12 protein-coding genes are annotated in these 16,630 nt (G+C 68.5%); 2 read left to right on the top strand and 10 right to left on the bottom strand.

The features are described 5' to 3' along the window. Positions 1-9: 9 nt before the first annotated feature. The 8 genes from ACFJI2_RS11340 to ACFJI2_RS11305 all read right to left on the bottom strand — a co-directional run bounded on the left by ACFJI2_RS11340 (position 10) and on the right by ACFJI2_RS11305 (position 12,154). Entirely contained in the window at positions 10-4,485 is a 4,476-nt protein-coding gene (locus ACFJI2_RS11340) for an EAL domain-containing protein (protein ID WP_377705089.1), read from the bottom strand. Positions 4,486-4,518: 33 nt separating this feature from the next. Further along, entirely contained in the window at positions 4,519-5,709 is a 1,191-nt protein-coding gene (locus tag ACFJI2_RS11335) for an ABC transporter substrate-binding protein (protein WP_377705088.1), read from the bottom strand. A gap of 180 nt (positions 5,710-5,889) precedes the next feature. Next, the gene (locus ACFJI2_RS11330; protein ID WP_377705087.1) at positions 5,890-6,840 is read right to left on the bottom strand and encodes an ABC transporter substrate-binding protein; all 951 of its coding nucleotides are present in this window, start codon (positions 6,838-6,840) and stop codon (positions 5,890-5,892) included. A gap of 113 nt (positions 6,841-6,953) precedes the next feature. Next, positions 6,954-7,652 carry a hypothetical protein gene (locus ACFJI2_RS11325; RefSeq protein WP_377705086.1) on the bottom strand — a complete coding sequence of 233 codons (699 nt, stop codon included), beginning with the start codon at positions 7,650-7,652 and terminating at the stop codon, positions 6,954-6,956. A 40-nt stretch (positions 7,653-7,692) separates the two neighbouring features. Continuing rightward, a complete protein-coding gene (locus tag ACFJI2_RS11320; protein WP_377705085.1) occupies positions 7,693-8,553 on the bottom strand; it encodes a DMT family transporter in 861 nt (286 codons plus the stop codon). Between the two features lie 69 nt (positions 8,554-8,622). After that, positions 8,623-10,134: a PA domain-containing protein gene (locus ACFJI2_RS11315; RefSeq protein ID WP_377705084.1), complete on the bottom strand. Its 1,512-nt coding sequence runs from the start codon at positions 10,132-10,134 to the stop codon at positions 8,623-8,625. Continuing rightward, positions 10,121-11,230: a choice-of-anchor J domain-containing protein gene (locus ACFJI2_RS11310; RefSeq protein WP_377705083.1), complete on the bottom strand. Its 1,110-nt coding sequence runs from the start codon at positions 11,228-11,230 to the stop codon at positions 10,121-10,123. Before ACFJI2_RS11310 ends, ACFJI2_RS11315 begins: the two co-directional genes overlap by 14 nt. A gap of 111 nt (positions 11,231-11,341) precedes the next feature. Next, positions 11,342-12,154, bottom strand: a complete 813-nt coding sequence (locus tag ACFJI2_RS11305; protein WP_377705082.1) for a crotonase/enoyl-CoA hydratase family protein — start codon at positions 12,152-12,154, stop codon at positions 11,342-11,344. 87 nt (positions 12,155-12,241) lie between these two features. Here ACFJI2_RS11305 and msbA point away from each other — a divergent pair, with 87 nt between their 5' ends. Continuing rightward, positions 12,242-14,086 carry a lipid A export permease/ATP-binding protein MsbA gene (gene msbA / locus ACFJI2_RS11300; protein WP_377705081.1) on the top strand — a complete coding sequence of 615 codons (1,845 nt, stop codon included), beginning with the start codon at positions 12,242-12,244 and terminating at the stop codon, positions 14,084-14,086. Here the strand turns inward: msbA and ACFJI2_RS11295 are convergent. Beyond that, positions 14,083-15,177 carry an AI-2E family transporter gene (locus ACFJI2_RS11295; RefSeq protein WP_377705080.1) on the bottom strand — a complete coding sequence of 365 codons (1,095 nt, stop codon included), beginning with the start codon at positions 15,175-15,177 and terminating at the stop codon, positions 14,083-14,085. The two genes, msbA and ACFJI2_RS11295, sit on opposite strands and share 4 nt — an antisense overlap. A gap of 45 nt (positions 15,178-15,222) precedes the next feature. Further along, positions 15,223-16,167 carry a c-type cytochrome gene (locus ACFJI2_RS11290; RefSeq protein ID WP_377705079.1) on the bottom strand — a complete coding sequence of 315 codons (945 nt, stop codon included), beginning with the start codon at positions 16,165-16,167 and terminating at the stop codon, positions 15,223-15,225. A 119-nt stretch (positions 16,168-16,286) separates the two neighbouring features. Between ACFJI2_RS11290 and ACFJI2_RS11285 the strand changes: the two genes are divergently transcribed. Continuing rightward, positions 16,287-16,628: a c-type cytochrome gene (locus ACFJI2_RS11285; protein WP_377705078.1), complete on the top strand. Its 342-nt coding sequence runs from the start codon at positions 16,287-16,289 to the stop codon at positions 16,626-16,628. Positions 16,629-16,630: the final 2 nt, after the last annotated feature.

The raw sequence follows: 16,630 nt of genomic DNA, 5'->3' as shown, positions 1-16,630 counted from the left end.
CGGTGTCTTCTAGCGCGCCGCCGCTCCCTCCCGTTGCCGGATCAGTGCGGCGAACTGCTCGGGCGGAATGGCGGGGCTCAGGTGGTAGCCCTGCATCAGGTCGCAATTGCGGCCCTTCAGGAAGTTCAGCTGGGCTTCGGTTTCCACGCCTTCGGCCACCACTTCCAGGCGCAGGCTGTGGGCCAGCGCGATGATGGCGGTGACGATGGCCACGTCGTCGGCGTCCATCGGCACGTCGCGCACGAAGGAGCGGTCGATCTTGATGATGTCGACCGGGAAGCGCTTCAGGTAGGACAGCGAGGAGTAGCCGGTGCCGAAGTCGTCGATCGACAGGCGCACGCCCAGGCCGCGCAGGCGGTGCAGGGCTTTCAGCGTGTCCTGCGCGTTTTCCATCAGCGTGCTTTCGGTGATCTCCAGTTCCAGCAGGTGCGGCGGCAGGCCGGTGTCGGCCAGCACGGCTTCCACCGACGCCGCGAAGTCCTTCTGCAACAGCTGTCGCACCGACAGGTTGACTGCGACGCGCAGCGGCGGCAGGCCTTGCGCTATCCAGCTGCGCAACTGGGCGCAGGCGGTGCGCAGCACCCAGTCGCCCAGCGGGTTGATCAAGCCGGTTTCCTCGGCCAACGGGATGAACTCGTTGGGCGGCACCATGCCGCGCGTCGGATGGCGCCAGCGCACCAGCGCCTCCATGGCGATGATCTGGCCGTCCTCCAGGCTGGCCTGGGGCTGGTAATACACTTCCAGCTGCTCCTGCTCCAGCGCGCGCCGCAGATCGCTCTCCAGGCGCACGTGCTCGGAAATGGACTGCTCCATCGACGCCTCGTAGAACTGGAAGCCGGTATTGGTCTTCTTGGCGCGGTACATGGCGCTGTCGGCATGCTTGACCAGCGTGGCCACGTCGGTGCCGTCGTGCGGATACATGGCGATGCCGACGCTGCTGGTGACGAAGATGTCGTGGCCGTCGATCTGGAACGGCGCGGCCAGCACGCGGCAGATGTTGTGCGCGGCGGTGGCGGCGGCGGCCGGGCCATCGAGGTCGCTCAGCACCACGGTGAATTCGTCCCCGCCCAGGCGGGCCACGGTATCCACCGTGCGCACGCTGTGGCGCACCCGCTGGGCGACGGCCACCAGCAGGCGGTCGCCCACGTCGTGGCCCAGGTTGTCGTTGACGTACTTGAAGCGGTCCAGGTCCATGAACAGCACGCCGAGCAGCTTGCCGTCGTTGCCGGCCTGCTGGATGCCTTGCGCCAGCAACTCGAAGAACAGCGTGCGGTTCGGCAGCCCGGTCAGCAAGTCGTTATAGGCCAGGTGGCGGATGCGCTTCTCGGCGCGGTTGGCCTCGATGATGCGGCGCACGCGCTGCGACAGCACGGCGTAGTGGATCGGTTTCGGGATGTAGTCGCTGGCGCCGGCGGCGAAGGCTTTCTCGACCGAGGAATTGTCCTGCAGCGCGGTGATCATGAGTACGGGAATGGAGCTGCCGCCCGGCAGTTCCTGCAGGCGCGCGCAGGCGGTGAAGCCGTCCATCACGGGCATCACGGCGTCCATCAGGATCACGTCCGGGTGGAAGCGTTTCAGCATGGCCAGCGCCTGCACGCCGTCGGCCGCTTCCTCCACCTGGAAGCCGTCGCGCTGCAAGGTGTAGCGCAAGGTGCTGCGGGTGCTGCGGTCGTCGTCGACAATCAGCACCGAGGCCAGTTCTTCCTGCGGCGTGTGCGATTCCTGGCTGTCGTCGCTCATTTCGGCGGCCAGGAAGCTGGCCACGCTGCCGTATTCGGCGCGCAGCGCGGGCAGCAGCGGCGCGATCTGGGCCAGGCGGCGCTCGATGGCCAGCGCCTCGATCTGCTGCGCCAGCAGCGCCAGCGCGTTGGCGCCCAGGTTGCCCGAGGAGCCCTTCAGCGCATGGGCGCGGGCGCGCGCGGTGTCGCTGTCGCCGGTGTGCACGGCCTGTTCCAGCTCGTTCAGGTAGACCGGCGAATCTTCCAGGAAGGGCGAGACGGCGTGCGGCAGCGCGGCGCCGAGGATTTCGCGCAGCTTGTCGAATACTTCCATGTCGATCGGCGCCGCGTCGTGCGCGCTGCCGGCCAGCGTTGGCAGCGGCTGCGCGCCGGGTATGCCATTGCTGCCATTGCTGGCAGTGTTGCCATGGCCGCCGTGGGCGTCGCCGTGCGGCAGCCATTTTTGCAGCTTGTGGCGCAGCTCGACCAGCGTGATCGGCTTAGCCAGGTAGTCGTCCATGCCGGCCGCCATGCATTTCTCGGCGTCGCCGCGCTGGGTGTTGGCGGTCATCGCCACCAGGGGCGTACGCAGGCCCTGGGCTTCTTCGGCCACGCGGATGTGGGCGGTGGCTTCGTAGCCGTCCATTTCCGGCATGCTGCAATCCATCAGGATCAGGTCGAAGCGGCTGCGCTTGGCCGCCTCCACCGCCTCGCGGCCGTTGGCGGCGAATTCGCAGACGCAGTTGTTCATGGCCAGCATGCCGGCCGCCACCATCTGGTTGGTGCGGTTGTCCTCGGCCACCAGCACGCGGAACTGGCGCACCGGCGCGGCGGCGCCGGACTGGGCGTGCTGCGGTTCGGCCTGGCTGCGCCCGGCCAGCAGGTCGTGCAGGGCGTTCAGCAGGCGCGCCTGGCGCAGCGGCTTGGGCAGCACGGCGTGGCTGCTGGCGTGCGCCTCGGGCGGCGAACCGGTGCCGCCGTGGCGGTCCATCAGCAGCAGGTGCGGCGACAGGCCGGCGGCGGCAATGCGTCCGACGATGTCGCTGCCCTGGTCGTCGGTGGCGCCGATGTTCATGATGACCACGTGGTAAGGCTGGCCCGCTTCGGCGGCTTCCTTCAGTTCCACCATGGCCTCGCGGCCACAGTTGCTCAGGTAGCAGGTCATGGCCTGGCGCGTCAGCGCGTCCTTGATGAAGGCCAGCACGGTGGCGCTTTCATCGACCGCCAGCACGCGCACATTGGCCAGTGCCGGGTCGGCCTCGAACACGGGCTGGGTCTGCGCCGCCTGGCAGCGCACGGTGACGACAAAGGCGGTGCCGCTGCCCAGCGTGCTGTCGACGCGGATGTCGCCGCCCATCAGGTTGACCAGCTGCTTGCAGATGGCCAGGCCGAGGCCGGTGCCGCCGTAGCGGCGCGTGGTGGACGGGTCGGGCTGGACATAGGACTCGAACAGGTGCTGCTGCACTTCCTGCGTCATGCCGATGCCGGTGTCGCGCACTTCGAATGCCAGCAGGTGGCCGGCCGCTTCCGCGCCCAGCGACACGCGCAGCGTGACTTCGCCTTGTTCGGTGAACTTGACGGCGTTGCCCAGCAGGTTGATGAGGATCTGGCGCAGGCGCAGCGCGTCGCCGGTGATGCGCTCGGGGACGCCGGGCGCCACCACGTACGCCAGCTCCAGGCCTTTCTGCTGCGCCGGGCGGGCCACCAGTTCGATCACTTCCTCCAGCAGCTTGCGCAGCTCGAAGTCGGTTTCTTCCAGCGCCAGCTTGCCGGCATCCATCTTGGAGAAGTCCAGCACGTTGTTGATCAGGTCGATCAGCGTGCGCGACGAATTCCAGGCCACGTCCACGCACTCCTGCTGGCGCTGGGTCAGGCGCATTTCCTTCAGCATGTCCAGCATGCCGACCACGCCGTTCAGCGGGGTGCGCACCTCGTGGCTGACGGTGGCGGCAAATTGCGCCTTCATCTCGGCCATGTTGACGGCGGCGTCGCGCGACTCCTTCAATTCGGCCTCGCGCTGCTCCAGCACGTTCATCATCTTGTTGAACGCCTGCGCCATGTCGATCAGGTCGCGCGGGCCGGCCGGCGCGGCGCGCATGCCCGATTCGCCCGCTTCGGCGCGGCGCATCAGGTTGGACAGGGCGTTGAGGGGATTGATCATGTGGCGCGTCAGCACGCGCACCAGGGCCAGCAGGATGGCCGCGAACGACAGCGTCAGCGCCATATTCCCCACCAGCAGCGACCAGGTCAGGCGGTTCAGCGTGTCCTTGCCCACCTGGACGTGGACATAGCCCAGCAGCTGGGGCTTTTGCTCCTGCATGTCGAACGGCGAGGCCTCGCTCTGGCCGCCATACACGGGCGCGCCGAACAGCCAGGCTTCCGAGCTGTTGCCCACCAGGCTGGCGTTGGCCGGCGCCGCCTGGGCGGCCGTCATGCCGGACAGTTTGGCACTCAGCGGGCCTTGCGACAGCAGCGGCTTGTGCCTGGCGTCGCTGATCTGCACGCCCACCACGTCCGGGAAGGCCAGCGTGGTGCTGACCACGTCGCGCGCGTTCTCGGCCGAATGGAACAGCAGCGCCAGCGTGCTTTGGCGCGCCAGGTTGTCGGCGATGCGCTGGCCCTGCTCGGTGAAGTGATCGCGCATGCGGCCGCGCGCTTCCCAGGAATTCATCAGCGACGAGAACAGCGCCAGGCCAAGAATGGCGGCCGAGACGATCACGGTCAGCTGGCGGCGGAATCCTGTACGGCGCAAATAGTTACGAAACATAGTCCACCGGAGGTAAGCTGCGAATAAACATCGTCAAGGCTGCGGAAACACGAAGTCGAAATTGCGTTGCTGCTGGTGACCCAGGTTCAGGCCCATGTGGCTGGCGGTGCGCAGGTTGATGGCGGTCTGCAGTTCGCGCAGCGGCGTCAGGCTGCGGCGCTTGCCGTCGCCGGCGATCACGCCCAGCGCGGAACTGGCCAGCGTGCGGCCCAGCTCCACGTTGTTGGGCGCCATGGCGAACAGCGCGCCTTTTTTCACGTGCAGCATGTTCGACGAAAACACCGGCACGCCGCTGTTCCACGATTCGCGCAGCACCAGCGGCAGGATGGTGCTTTCCTCCACCGTGGTGCTGTCATGCGGCAGCCACAGCGCGTCGCGCCGGTTGTCGGCCGCGCCGATCACTTGCGGGTACAGCTGCGCGGCCTTGGCCAGGTCGGTGGCCACGTGGGCCACCAGCTCCAGGCCCTGGGCGCGGGCGGCGTCGCGCGCCAGGCGGATCAGCCAGTCGCTCTTGGCCGGGTCGTACACCACCACCACGCGGCGCAGGTCCGGCAGCAGCGCGCGCAGGCGGGCGAACAGCACGGCCGGGTCGGGCGTGAGGCTGATGCCGGCCACGTTTTCCGCGTCCGACAGCAGCAGCACGCCGCCCACCAGCACGGTGATTTCGCGGTCCAGGCCGGCCGTGGCGTTCAGGCCCTGGCGGCCCAGCGCGATCACCACCTTGGTGCCGTTGTGCTTGAGCGTGGCGTTCAGTTCGGCGATGTCCACCTTGGGATCGACCGGGTAGCTGCGCACGCGCAGCTTGGTGCGTTCCTCTATGCCCTGGATGATGCTGGTGAAGGCGGGGCGGAACTGCGCCTCCACATTGGGGTAGAGCACGGCAATGGTGCCCTTGCCGATGGAAGCCTGCACTTCGGGGCGGCGCAGCTGGTCTTCCAGCTGGGCCAGGGTGATGGGGCGGATGTAGCCGCGCGTGTAGTCGCGGCCGTAGTCCCGCTGCAGGTCCCGCTGGCTGGGAGCCGGCGTGCTGCCCGATTCGATGCGGGCCATCACTTCGCTGACGGTGCTGCGCGCGTCGGCGCCAGCGCCGGGAAGTTCGATATAGCTGTCCGCCTCGTCGAGCGCGGCGCGGGCGGCCGGTGCGGCGAAACTGGTCCCGAGCGCCAGCAGCAGCGCGGCGCTGGCGCGCAGGCGGCGGCTGGCGTTAATTGTCATTTTAATCATTATGCTATCCGGTGCGGCCAAAGCGCGGGTCTCATACAGCTAGCGCCATACAGCGGCCAAATTACTGCCGGTAGTATATTCCACTTACTTGGCTGATTAGAAAGAAATTTAATTTTCACGGGCAACAATTTACAAATCGGAAAGATTGTGTCGCGCAGCCTGCGCCTGGCGCCCGTGGTATCAGGGCTCGGGGAAAATCGAGTCGTAGGTGCGCTGTTGTCCGAGGGCAACAGAGAGCCCGAAGTGGCTGGCCGAGCGCCAGTTGAAGGCGGTGCGCACGGCGCGCAGCGGGGTCATGCCGGGGCGTGGATTGTCGCCGTTCAGCACGCCCATCGCCAGGTTGGCCAGGTCGCGCCCCAGCTCGAAATTGTTCGGATAGAGCGCGAACAGCGCGCCTTTCTTCACGTGCAGGATGCTGCTGGAGAAAATCGGCACGCTGCGGTTCCACGATTCCTTCAGCGCCAGCGGCACGATGGTCGATTCGTCCACGGTGACCGGGTCGGGCGGCAGCCACAGCGCGTCCGAGCGGCCGTCCGCCGACGAAAACGCGCTTTCATAGCGGCGCGCGGCAGCGGCCAGGTCGCCGGCTTCCAGCGCCACCAGTTCCAGCCCGTGGCTGCGCGCCGCGTCGCGCGCCAGCCGTATCATGGCCGCGCTGCTTTGCGGGTTGTAGACGACGATGACGCGGCGCACGTGCGGCATCATGCTTTTCAGGTGGCTGAACAGCAGGGCCGGGTCGGGCAGCAGGGTGATGCCGCGCAGGCGCTCGGCGTCCGGCACCGAGCTGACGCCGCCGACCACGATGCCGGTGGACCCGTCGAAGGCGGTGGCCGCCTGCAGGCCCTGGCGCCCCAGCGCGATGACCACCCTGCCGCCGTTGCGCTTGAGCGTGGCCTGCAGTTCGGCGTAGTCGGCGTTGGCGGCCACCGGGTAGCCGCGCACGCGCAGCTTGGTCTGCTCCTCGATGCCCTCGATGATTTCGGTGAAGATCTTGCGGTGGGGCTGGCCGATGTCCGGATAGATCACGGCGATCGATTCCGGGGCCGGCGCAGCCAGTACACGTTCGCAGTGCAGCGCAGCGTACAGGGCCGGCAGCAGGGCAAGCAGCGAACGTCGGTGTCTAGAATGCAAGTCGGGCAAAGGGTGGTCGTACCGGAGAGTGGGTTGTTCTGAACAAAAATGTACCACGCCTGGGGCTATTGCTCAAAAACATCTTGTCATCCCGTTGTATAGACAGCCATGCGCTACCATTTGCAGCCGGAGTCTTTCTTGTCCGTCAGGATCATGACGGGCAGGATGACCAGGGCCAGGATGCCGGTGCCGGCCGCCACGCTCTTGCAGTCCGCGCGGGCGGTGCGGCCCACCGCCGTGCCCGCCGGGGTGTCGGACGGCAGGCCGTACAGCGGCTTGTCGTAGATCTGCGCCACGGCCGGATCGTCCTTGGTGGATTTGGCGGTGGCCAGCTTCCGGGCCGATTTCATGGCGGCGTTCACGTCGAATTTGCCCGGGACAGGCGCAGGCGCGGCGGTGAACGGGTCGGCCGGCAGCCTGGGGGCGGCCGTGGCGGGGGCCGGCGACGGCCCTTCGGCGGCGGGTGGGGAGGCGGCGGCAGGGGCTGTAGTGGCTGCTGCAGCTGCGGTAATAGCGGCGCCAGCGGCCGTGCTGTCGGCGTTGGCGGTCCGCGGCGCGCGTTGCGCCGGCTCGGGCCGGGTGCGCTTGCGGATCGGCGCCATGGCGGCCGCCGCGCCCGGGGCAGGCTGCGCTGGCTCGGCCGGGACGGCCGTGGGCGGCAATGCTGGGGGCGTCAGCCAGACCAGCATGCGGCGCGTATCCGGCGCCAACTGCGGCTGCGGGCGTTTCGGCGCCGTGACCATGGCGATCAGCCCCGCATGCAGCAGCAGGGAAATTGCAATGCCGGGCAGCAGGGTGGGATTTTTGGCCATGGTCAGAGTGTGTCGTGTCGAATGTGAAATATTTTACCATTCAGACAAGCTTTTTAGGCTGGGAAGTGGACAGCAGCACGGCCCCGACCACCAATGCGCCGCCCAGCAGCACCAAGGGGCCGGGCGCGGCGCCGAACACCAGCCAGGCCAGCGCGATGGCGTACACCGGCTCCATGCAGATGACGATGGCCACGGTCTGCGCCTTGACCTGCTCCAGCGCGTGGATCAGCATGGTGTAGGCCAGTCCGGTGCAGACCGCGCCCAGGCAGGCCAGCAGCAGCCATGCGCGGCCGTCCAGCGCCAGCGCTTCGCGCCACCCGAACGGCGCCAGCACGCAGGCGGCCGCCAGGCACTGCCACCAGCACGATTGCGTGCCGCTGGCGGAGCTGGACCAGTAGCGGTTGAACACGGCGATGCAAGCGTAGACGGCGCCCGACAGGATGCCCCACAATAGGCCAGCCGTAGCAGCGTTGCGCACATCGAACGCCGGGGTGATGAGCACCAGTCCGGCCAGCACCAGCAGCAGCACGGCCACGTCCTTGCGGCGCAGGCGTTCGCCAAGCATGGCCAGCTCCAGCAGGGCCACGAACACGGGGAAGGAAGCAAAGCCCAGCGTGGCCAGCGCCACGCCGCCGCTGCGCACGGCCATGAAGAAAGTCACCCAATGCAGCGCCAGCACCACGCCCGCCGCCAGCAGCTTGCCGATCTCGCGCGGCGCCAGGCCGTGCCACGGGGCGCGCCTGCTGTAGCAGGCAAACAGGCCCAGCGCCAGTACAGCAAACGCGGTGCGGCCCAGCACGATCATGGTAGGGCTGGCGCTCATGGCGTGGCCGAACAGTGCCGTGCTGCCGAATAGCAGGGCGGCGGCGTGGAGTTTGAGCAGGGCGCTGGATCGGGTCATGGAGGCGGGGCAATCAAACCCCCATTAGACCCGATGGCGCCCGGCTTGCCTAGCTCCCCGCTGGTCTGCTTACCAGCCGATGTCCTGCAGCAGCGGCAGGGTCAGGTCGCGCGGCGGGGCCACGTCATGCGTCAGGTCGCCGTTGATGGCGGGTTCCATCACCTGGTTGGGCTTGGCCGCCGTGCTGTAGTGCGACACCGACGAACCCGGCTGCACCGGGTTGGGCGCGTACATCAGGATGCGCCGCTGCATGTCGGCGCCGGCCAGCCGCTGCGGGTCCACGCCCAGGCTGGCCGTCACGCCGGAGCGGGTGCGCGAGCGGCGCTGCAGCTGGGCGCGGATGGCGTTGCCGTCGTCCTGCGTCACCCGCACGGCCGGGATGGCGATGGCGGGATCGGCGCCGCCCAGGCCGGTCACCGCGCCGGGTACGTTGTCCACCACGATCATGGCGATGGCGCCCGCGTTCTGCACATTCAGCGCTTTCTGCACGAAGGTGCAGGCGCCCCGGTCCACCAGCGCCACGTTGCCGTTCACGGCCAGCGCGTTGAGCGGCGAGAGCGGATCGCATGCCAGGCCGCGCCCGTCGGCCTGGTCCACCACCGGCATGATCTGGCCCACCAGCGGTGGGTTGGCCAGCGGCGGGCCGAAGGAGGCGTCGCCCACCTCGTAGTCGCGCGCGGCGGGGCCGGCGGCAGGCCCGGCCACGGTCAGGCGCGACACCGGATCCAGCACCGCGGGCACCGCCGCCGTGACGACAGGCCCGTTCCACGACAGGCCATCGATGCTGAGGGCGGAGGCGGCGCGCTGGGCCGGCGTCAGTTCCACCCATTCGTGTTCCAGCCGGTTGTCGAGCAGGAAGTGGTCCCAGACCGAGGGCACGCCCGCGTAGTACTGGCCGTTGGCTTCGTCGGTGAAGGTCTGGAAGCCCAGCCCGTGACCCATTTCGTGCAGCAGCACGGTGACGAAGTCGGTGCCGTTGCCGAAATTGCCGTCCAGGCCCAGGTAGAAGCCGCCGCCTGGCAGGCAGTCCGGCGCCAGCCCGAGGCGCGAGTTGAAGGTGGCGCCGATGTGCGGGTCGCCCGGCGCGGACAGGTCGGCGCCGCGCAGTTTGTTGGCCAGCGCGGCGGGGTACCAGGTGTTGGGCTTGGGGGCGCCCGGGAAGTCGGCGAACACGTCCCAGGCGCCGGCCGAGCCCAGCACGCCGCTGTTGGCGCTGCAGGGCAAGGGGTCGAACGCGGCCAGGATACGGATCGGCACGGTGCTGGTGAGCTGGCTGCCCCACAGGTTGGCGGCGTGGGTGAAGGCAATCAGGCGCTGCTCGCCCAGCGTGGTGCCGGTGTTGCCGCCCACCGGCGCGGCGGGCGTGGGATCGTTGAAGCCTTCGCCTGGGCCGTCGCCGACGATGATGACGATGGGCACGGCAGCCCAGGCTGTGCCGAAGCCCGCGCCAAGGGCGGCGCAGGCGAGGAGGATGGCCGCTGCGGCGGCGCGCAGCGCGCGGCGGACAGCGAGGGCGGGGCGGGCGGAGTGGCCGGAGTGGCCGGAGTGGCCGGAGTGGCCGCAGTGGCTATTGGCGCGCATGGCTGTGCTCCCCGGTGTCGCTCGGCGCCTGCGCGCGGAAGCCTTCCTGGCGCAGCGCCGCTTCGGCCGCTTGCGCGCCCTGCACGCAGGTGCTGGCCAGGGTGCCGTCCGCGCCGCGCGTCGCCAGCGCGAAGATCTGGCGGTTACTCACACGTGACTGGCGCGTGCCGTCCGGACGCAGATAGATTTGCGGCGCCGCTGCCGGCGGCCGCACCTGCTGCGCGCGCAGCGCCGCGAACTCGGCTGCCGTGGGGGCGCGCAGCGCGCCGGTGTCAGGGTCGCGCACCACGATCATGCCGTCCTGCCCCGCCGCCGCGGCGCCGCTCGCGACGCCCGCGCCAGCCAGCACGGCCGCCAGCGCGAGCGGGCGCAGCGACAGCGTTGCAGGCAGCGGCGCGGCGGCGGCCCCGCTGCCGCGCGTCCGCAGCGGCGGGCTGCAGTGCATGCCCCGGGGCGGGCGGTGCCCGCGCCACAGGACCAGCAACAGGCCAGCCGCCAGCATCAGCCATACGGACGGCTCGGGCACCGCGTTCACCAGCACCGTATCGAGCCCGATGTATTCGGCGCCGGCGGCGTCGCCGGTATAGCGGAAGGCGAAGCGGACCGTGGAACCAGGGTCGGCGGACAGCGTGTACTGCTGCCAGTCCGCCGGGTAGGCGCTGCCGCCGCCCACGCTCAGCAGCAAGTGGCTGAAGTCGCCGATGGACGCGCCGCCGGTCGAATAGCGCACTTCCAGCTGGTCGCTGAAACCGGGTGTGCCGGCGCTGCGGGTGTAAAAGCTGAGGGTGGCGGCGCCCGGCAAGCTCAGCTGCGGCGTGATCAGCCAGTTGTCGATGCTGCCGCTGCCTTGGGCTGCGCTGAGGAAGTTGGCGGCGATGTAGGCGTTGCCGCCGCCGGCCTTGGCCGGGAAGACGCCGCCGTTGCCCTGGAACCAGGGCAAGCCGGCCGGCATGCTCTGGTTGACGAATAGCCAGCCGCCCAGCGCGCCGACGTCGTCAAACCCGGCGCTGAGGACGGTGACCGCCGCCTGCGCTTGCGGCGCGGCGTGCAAGGCCGCCGCCAGCAGCGCATAACAGATTCTTGCTGGAGTCTTCATGATGCACTCTCCTTTTCACTGAGAAAGTCGGCGCGGCGCAAAGTGCGCCACGCTGTTTCAGTGTATGAAGAGACAACATTAAGATATTGATATTTGTTCTATATCAAGCGATTAATTGTCGAACTTGGGTGCCTGTTTGCTCATATTGGCCATCATGGCCGCCTGCAGGTCGTTCGACATCAGCATGGCGGCGTTCCAGGTGGCAATATAGTTCAGGCCGTCCGCCACGCTGTGGTCGCGCGCGTAGCTGATCATTTCCTTAGTGCCGCGCACCGCCAGCGGGGACTTGGCGGCGATCGTGGCGGCGATCTCGCGCACGCCTGCCGCCAGCGCCTCGGGCGTGTCGAACACCCGGTTGACCAGCCGGATGTCACGGGCTTCCGCCGCGTCCACCTTGCGGGCGGTATAGGCCAGCTCGCGCGCCATGCCTTCGCCGATCAGGCGCGGCAGGCGCTGCAGGGTGCCCACGTCGGCCGTCATGCCGATATCGATCTCCTTCACGCTGAACCAGGCGTCGGCCGAGCAGTAGCGCATGTCGGCGCAGGTGATCAGGTCGATGCCGCCGCCGATGCAGGCGCCGTGGATGGCGGCCAGCACCGGCTTGCGGCAGCGCTCCAGGCTGCTCAGGCAATCCTGCAGATCGAGAATGGTGCGGCGCAGGTTCTCGCGGGTGCGGCCGTCGCAGTCGTTGCGGATGGTGGCGGCCAGGCCCATCATCATCTGCAGGTCGATGCCAGACGTGAACAGCTTGCCTTCGCCTTCCAGCACGACCGCGCGCACATCCGGCGTACTGTCGGCCCACTCGAAGGCGGTGCGGATCTCGTGCCACATGGCCAGGTTCATGGCGTTGGCCTTGTCCGGGCGATTCAGCCGGATCACGGCCACATGCGCTTCCAGGCTCACTTGCAGGGTTTCGTAGCTCATAGCGGTCTCTTTTATTAGGATGATGGGGTGCCGTGGGCATTTTATGCGATTACAATGCAGGCTTCCGTAATTAGAAACAGTGTTCTAGTGCAAAGCCGCCAACTCTATTTCCGCCTGCTCGGCGAGTTCCGTCCTTACCTCGGCGCCGGGATTGCCACCGTGTTCGCCGTCGGCGTGGCGTCGGCCACCGACGTCATGCTGATCCATCAGCTGCAAAGCGTGGTCGATTTCTTCCGGCCGGCGGCGTCCGGACCGGGGCCGCTTGGGGCCATCGAGGGCACGGCCGGCGGCATGATGGCGACGGTGCAGGGCTGGCTGAACGCGCTGTTGCCGGTCAATCCGGCCCAGGCGGGGCTGTGGAGCATTCCGCTGGTGATCATGGCGCTGGCCTTGCTGCGCATGGTGAGCACATTTTGCGGCGACTACGGCGCTGCCTGGCTGACCAGCCGCGTACAGGCGAACCTGCGCGAGAGCATGTTCGCGCGCCTGCTGCGCCTGCCAAACCGCTATTACGACAAGACCTCCACCGGCGCCACGCTGTCGCGCGTGGCGTATGATGCGGCGCAGGTGGCGCAGGCCGGCCTGAGCGTGGTCAACGTGTTCGTGCGCGACTCGGTGGCGACCGTGGGCTACCTGATCCTGCTGATCACCATCGACTGGCAGCTGGCCTGTTTCTGTTTCGGCCTGCTGCCGCTGGTGGCCATGGTGGTTACCGTGGCGGGGCGACGCATGCGCCGCCTGGCGGGCGATGCGCAAGCGGCCATGGGTGAGTTGAGCAGCGTGCTGGATGAAAGCATCGGCGGCCAGCGCGTGGTCAAGATCTTCGGCGGCGAGCAATATGAGCAGCGCCGATTTCACGACGTGGTCAAGTACAACCGCCACCTGGCGGTGAAGCACGCGGCGACGGCGGCAATGAATTCGGGCCTGATCATGATGCTGGTGGGGATCACGCTGTCGGCGGTGATCTATTTCGCGCTGCTGCGCGCCAGCGCGGGCCACCTGACGGCGGGCGACTTCGTGACTTTCATGGTGTCGCTGATGGCGATGCAGTCGCCGATCAAGAACCTGACCAAGCTGAACGAGCCGCTGCAGCGCGGCCTGGCCGCCGCCAAGTCTGTGTTCGACCTGATCGACGAGCCGGCCGAAGCCGACGACGGTACGCGCGAACTGAAGCGCGCCACCGGCAGCATTTCGGTGCAGGGCGTGGGCTTCCACTACAACGCGGCGGACCCGGACGCCGCGCCGGCGCTACGCGACGTGTCGCTCGACATCGTGGCCGGCGAGACGGTGGCGCTGGTGGGCGGCTCCGGCAGCGGCAAGACCACGCTGGCCGGCCTGCTGCCGCGCTTCTACGACGTGAGCCAGGGCCGCATCCTGCTCGACGGCCACGACCTGCGCGAATATCGCCTGGCCGAACTGCGCTCGCAGATCGCGCTGGTAAGCCAAGATGTGGTGCTGTTCAACGATACGCTGGCCTCCAACATCGCCTACGGCGATCCGGCGCCGGACCAGGCCCGCATCGAAGCGGCGGCGCGCGCGGCGTATGCGCACGACTTCATCATGAAGCAGCCGCAGGGCTACCAGACGCAGGTGGGCGAGAACGGCTCGCGCCTGTCCGGCGGCCAGCGCCAGCGCCTGGCGATTGCGCGCGCGCTGTACAAGAACGCGCCCATTCTGATCCTGGACGAAGCCACCAGCGCACTGGACACCGAGTCCGAGCGCCAGGTGCAGGCCGCGCTGGAAGTGCTGATGCGGGGCCGCACCACCGTGGTGATTGCGCACCGCCTGTCCACCATCGAGAAGGCGGACCGCATCGTGGTGATGGAGTCCGGCCGCATCGCCGAATCGGGCAGCCACGACGCGCTGCTGGCGCGCGGCGGCCATTACGCCCGCCTGTACCAGACGCAGAAGCAGGCGCCGGTGCCGGGCTAATTCTTGTCTTTGATCTGCGCGGGCGGCCGGGCGTCGTCGCCCAGCACGTCCTGCACGTACAGCATCACCACCAGCACGATCAATACCGCCGTCAGCGGCGTGGCCAGCGCCACGCCAGCCATGCCGAACACGGCGCCGAAGGTCACCTGCATGGCGATGGTGAGCGCGGGCGGCAGCGCCACCGTGTGCTGGTCGATCAGCGGTTCCATCAGGTAGCCCTGCACCAGCTGGATGCCGCCGAACAGCGGCAGCACGTACAGCGCCTGCGTGGGGCTGTCCGAGAATGCGATCAGCAGCGCCGGCACGCCCGCCATCAGCGGTCCCACGTAGGGAATGAAGTCCAGCAGTCCCGCAATAATCCCCAGCAGCAGTGCCAGCGGCACGCCGAGAAGGCTAAGGCCGACGGCGGTCATCACGCCGGCGGCCAGCATCGAGCACGCTTTCCCCACCAGCCATTTGGACAGCGTGTCGCCGATTTCGTCCAGCACGGCGCGGGCACGCGGACGGCGCTTGGGCGGCACCAGCGTAACGATGCCGTCAATGTAGAGCTGCGGTCGGATGGCGAAATAGATGCCGACCGCGAGGATGATGACGGCGTTACCCAGCGCGCCGAACACGCCGGAGAAGAACAGGCCCGCATTGGGGACCATGGCGGCCAGCTGGCGGCCCAGCTCCTTGTTGGACGGCAGTTCGTTGAGCAGGGCGCGCAACCTGGGGTAGCGTCCCAGTGCGGCCCGCACCTGGTCCAGCGAGGTGGGCACCACCTGCGCCAGGTGGCTGGCCTGCTCCGACAGTTGCGGCGCCATCAGCCAGCCGCCCACCCCGAACAGCGCGGCGAACAGGACCAGCACCAGCGCCAGCGCGGCACGGCGCGACGGCAGGTGCAAGCGGCGATGGGCGATGCGCGACAAGGCGCACAGCAGGATGGCGAACAGGATGCAGGCGAAGATGAGCAGCAGCGCGTCCGCCGCGAACCACATGGCGGCCAGCGTCAGCAGGAAGAGGGCGGCGATGCCGTCCATCAGCACAACGCGGTGCAGGAAACCGCGCTGGCCGGGATCGGCCGCCTGCGGGGTATGGTCGTCGCTCATCCTTGCATGATTGCGCATTTTGCGAATGCGTGACGCACGGCCTGCTCAGTGCAGCGTTTGCAGATAGGCGGCGATGTCCAGCGCGTCCTGTTCGGATACGCCCAGCACGGGCATGGCGGTGCGCGGTTCCACGTGGCTGGGTTCGCGCACCCAGCGCGCCAGGTTGGCGGAGGAGTTGGGCAGGCGCCCGGCGATCAGCGCGCGGCTCGCGATGCCCTTGAGCGGCGGGCCGACCCAGACCTTGGAGCCGGTCACGCCGGGGATCATGTGGCAGGCGTGGCAGGCGTATTGCGTGAGCGCGACCCGCCCGCGCGCCGGGCGGCCGGGAACCGTGCGGGTGCCGGCCGCTGCGCCGTCTCCGATGCCGGCTCCAGTGCCGCCCCCGGCTCCGGCCCCAGTGCCGTCCCCGGCTCCCGCTTGGTCCAGCGTGTCCTTGGAGACCGGCGGTGCGGCGGCGTCGGCCTGCGCCATCCAGTTGCCGTAGTCGCGCGGCGTCATCCTGGGCAGTTCGGCCAGGAAGGCCACGGTGGCCCACAGGTCTTGCTCGGCCATGTGGTATTCCCACGCAGGCATGCCGCTCATCTTGATGCCGTGCCGGATGATCCAGTACATCTCGGCCGGCTTCCAGCGCCGGGCCGCATCGACCAGCGGGCCTGGCACCGGCTGCATGCTCTGCCCGAACTTCTCCTGCGCCACACCCGGCCCGCCGTGGCACGCGACGCAATGGCTGCGGTACATGGCAGCGCCGCGCGTGATCATATCCGGCTCGTCCAGCAGCGGCGGCGAGATCCCACTGGCCCGGCGCCGCACCGAAGCGTGCATGGCCTGCTCCAGCATGGTGTGCACCGGCTGCCAGTGCTGGCGGTTGGCGGCAACGTTGTACCAGCCGCCTTCGATCACGGCATATGCTCCCAGCGCGCCGAGCGCAGCCAGCCCGGCCGCTGTGGCAGCCACGGTCTTGAGCACGAGCTTGCGCCGGTTGGAAGGCATTGTTAGCAGTCAATAGAATTTAGCCAATTTTGGCATTCTTGTATTATAGCTATTGGTCTCATCAGCACAGGAGTTCAGCGGTGCGCACCCTTCGTACAGCCAGTTGCACGGTCCTGACCTTGGCTACTGCCTTGCTGGGCGCGTGCGGCGATGACGGACCGCACGCGGTGCCCGTCCCAGGCGGGGACGCCGGTGCCGGGCGGATGCTGCTGATGCGCTACCAGTGCGCCTCCTGCCACAGCATCCCCGGCGTGGAGGGCGCGCAGGGCAAGACCGGGCCTGCGCTGGACACCTTTGGGCGGACGAGCTACATCGCCGGGCATCTGCCCAATTCGCCGGACGTGCTGGAGCGCTGGATCGCCGACCCGCCGGCGCTCAAGCCCGGCACGCCGATGCCCGCCATGGGCGTGTCGCCGGCCGACGCGCGCGACATGGCGGCCTATCTCTACACGCTGCGCTGACC

The sequence above is a fragment of the Pseudoduganella sp. UC29_71 genome (genome assembly GCF_042693265.1).
In the GTDB taxonomy this organism is placed as follows: Bacteria; Pseudomonadota; Gammaproteobacteria; order Burkholderiales; family Burkholderiaceae_D; genus Rugamonas.
This window is presented reverse-complemented; position numbering and strand designations above follow the sequence as displayed.

Bases quoted from the DNA above. Each gene is read 5' to 3' on its own strand.
- ACFJI2_RS11340 (WP_377705089.1), bottom strand. From the start codon at position 4,485: ATGTTTCGTAACTATTTGCGCCGTACAGGATTCCGCCGCCAGCTGACC.
- ACFJI2_RS11335 (WP_377705088.1), bottom strand. From the start codon at position 5,709: ATGATTAAAATGACAATTAACGCCAGCCGCCGCCTGCGCGCCAGCGCC.
- ACFJI2_RS11325 (WP_377705086.1), bottom strand. From the start codon at position 7,652: ATGGCCAAAAATCCCACCCTGCTGCCCGGCATTGCAATTTCCCTGCTG.
- ACFJI2_RS11320 (WP_377705085.1), bottom strand. From the start codon at position 8,553: ATGACCCGATCCAGCGCCCTGCTCAAACTCCACGCCGCCGCCCTGCTA.
- ACFJI2_RS11315 (WP_377705084.1), bottom strand. From the start codon at position 10,134: ATGCGCGCCAATAGCCACTGCGGCCACTCCGGCCACTCCGGCCACTCC.
- ACFJI2_RS11310 (WP_377705083.1), bottom strand. From the start codon at position 11,230: ATGAAGACTCCAGCAAGAATCTGTTATGCGCTGCTGGCGGCGGCCTTG.
- ACFJI2_RS11305 (WP_377705082.1), bottom strand. From the start codon at position 12,154: ATGAGCTACGAAACCCTGCAAGTGAGCCTGGAAGCGCATGTGGCCGTG.
- ACFJI2_RS11295 (WP_377705080.1), bottom strand. From the start codon at position 15,177: ATGAGCGACGACCATACCCCGCAGGCGGCCGATCCCGGCCAGCGCGGT.
- ACFJI2_RS11290 (WP_377705079.1), bottom strand. From the start codon at position 16,167: ATGCCTTCCAACCGGCGCAAGCTCGTGCTCAAGACCGTGGCTGCCACA.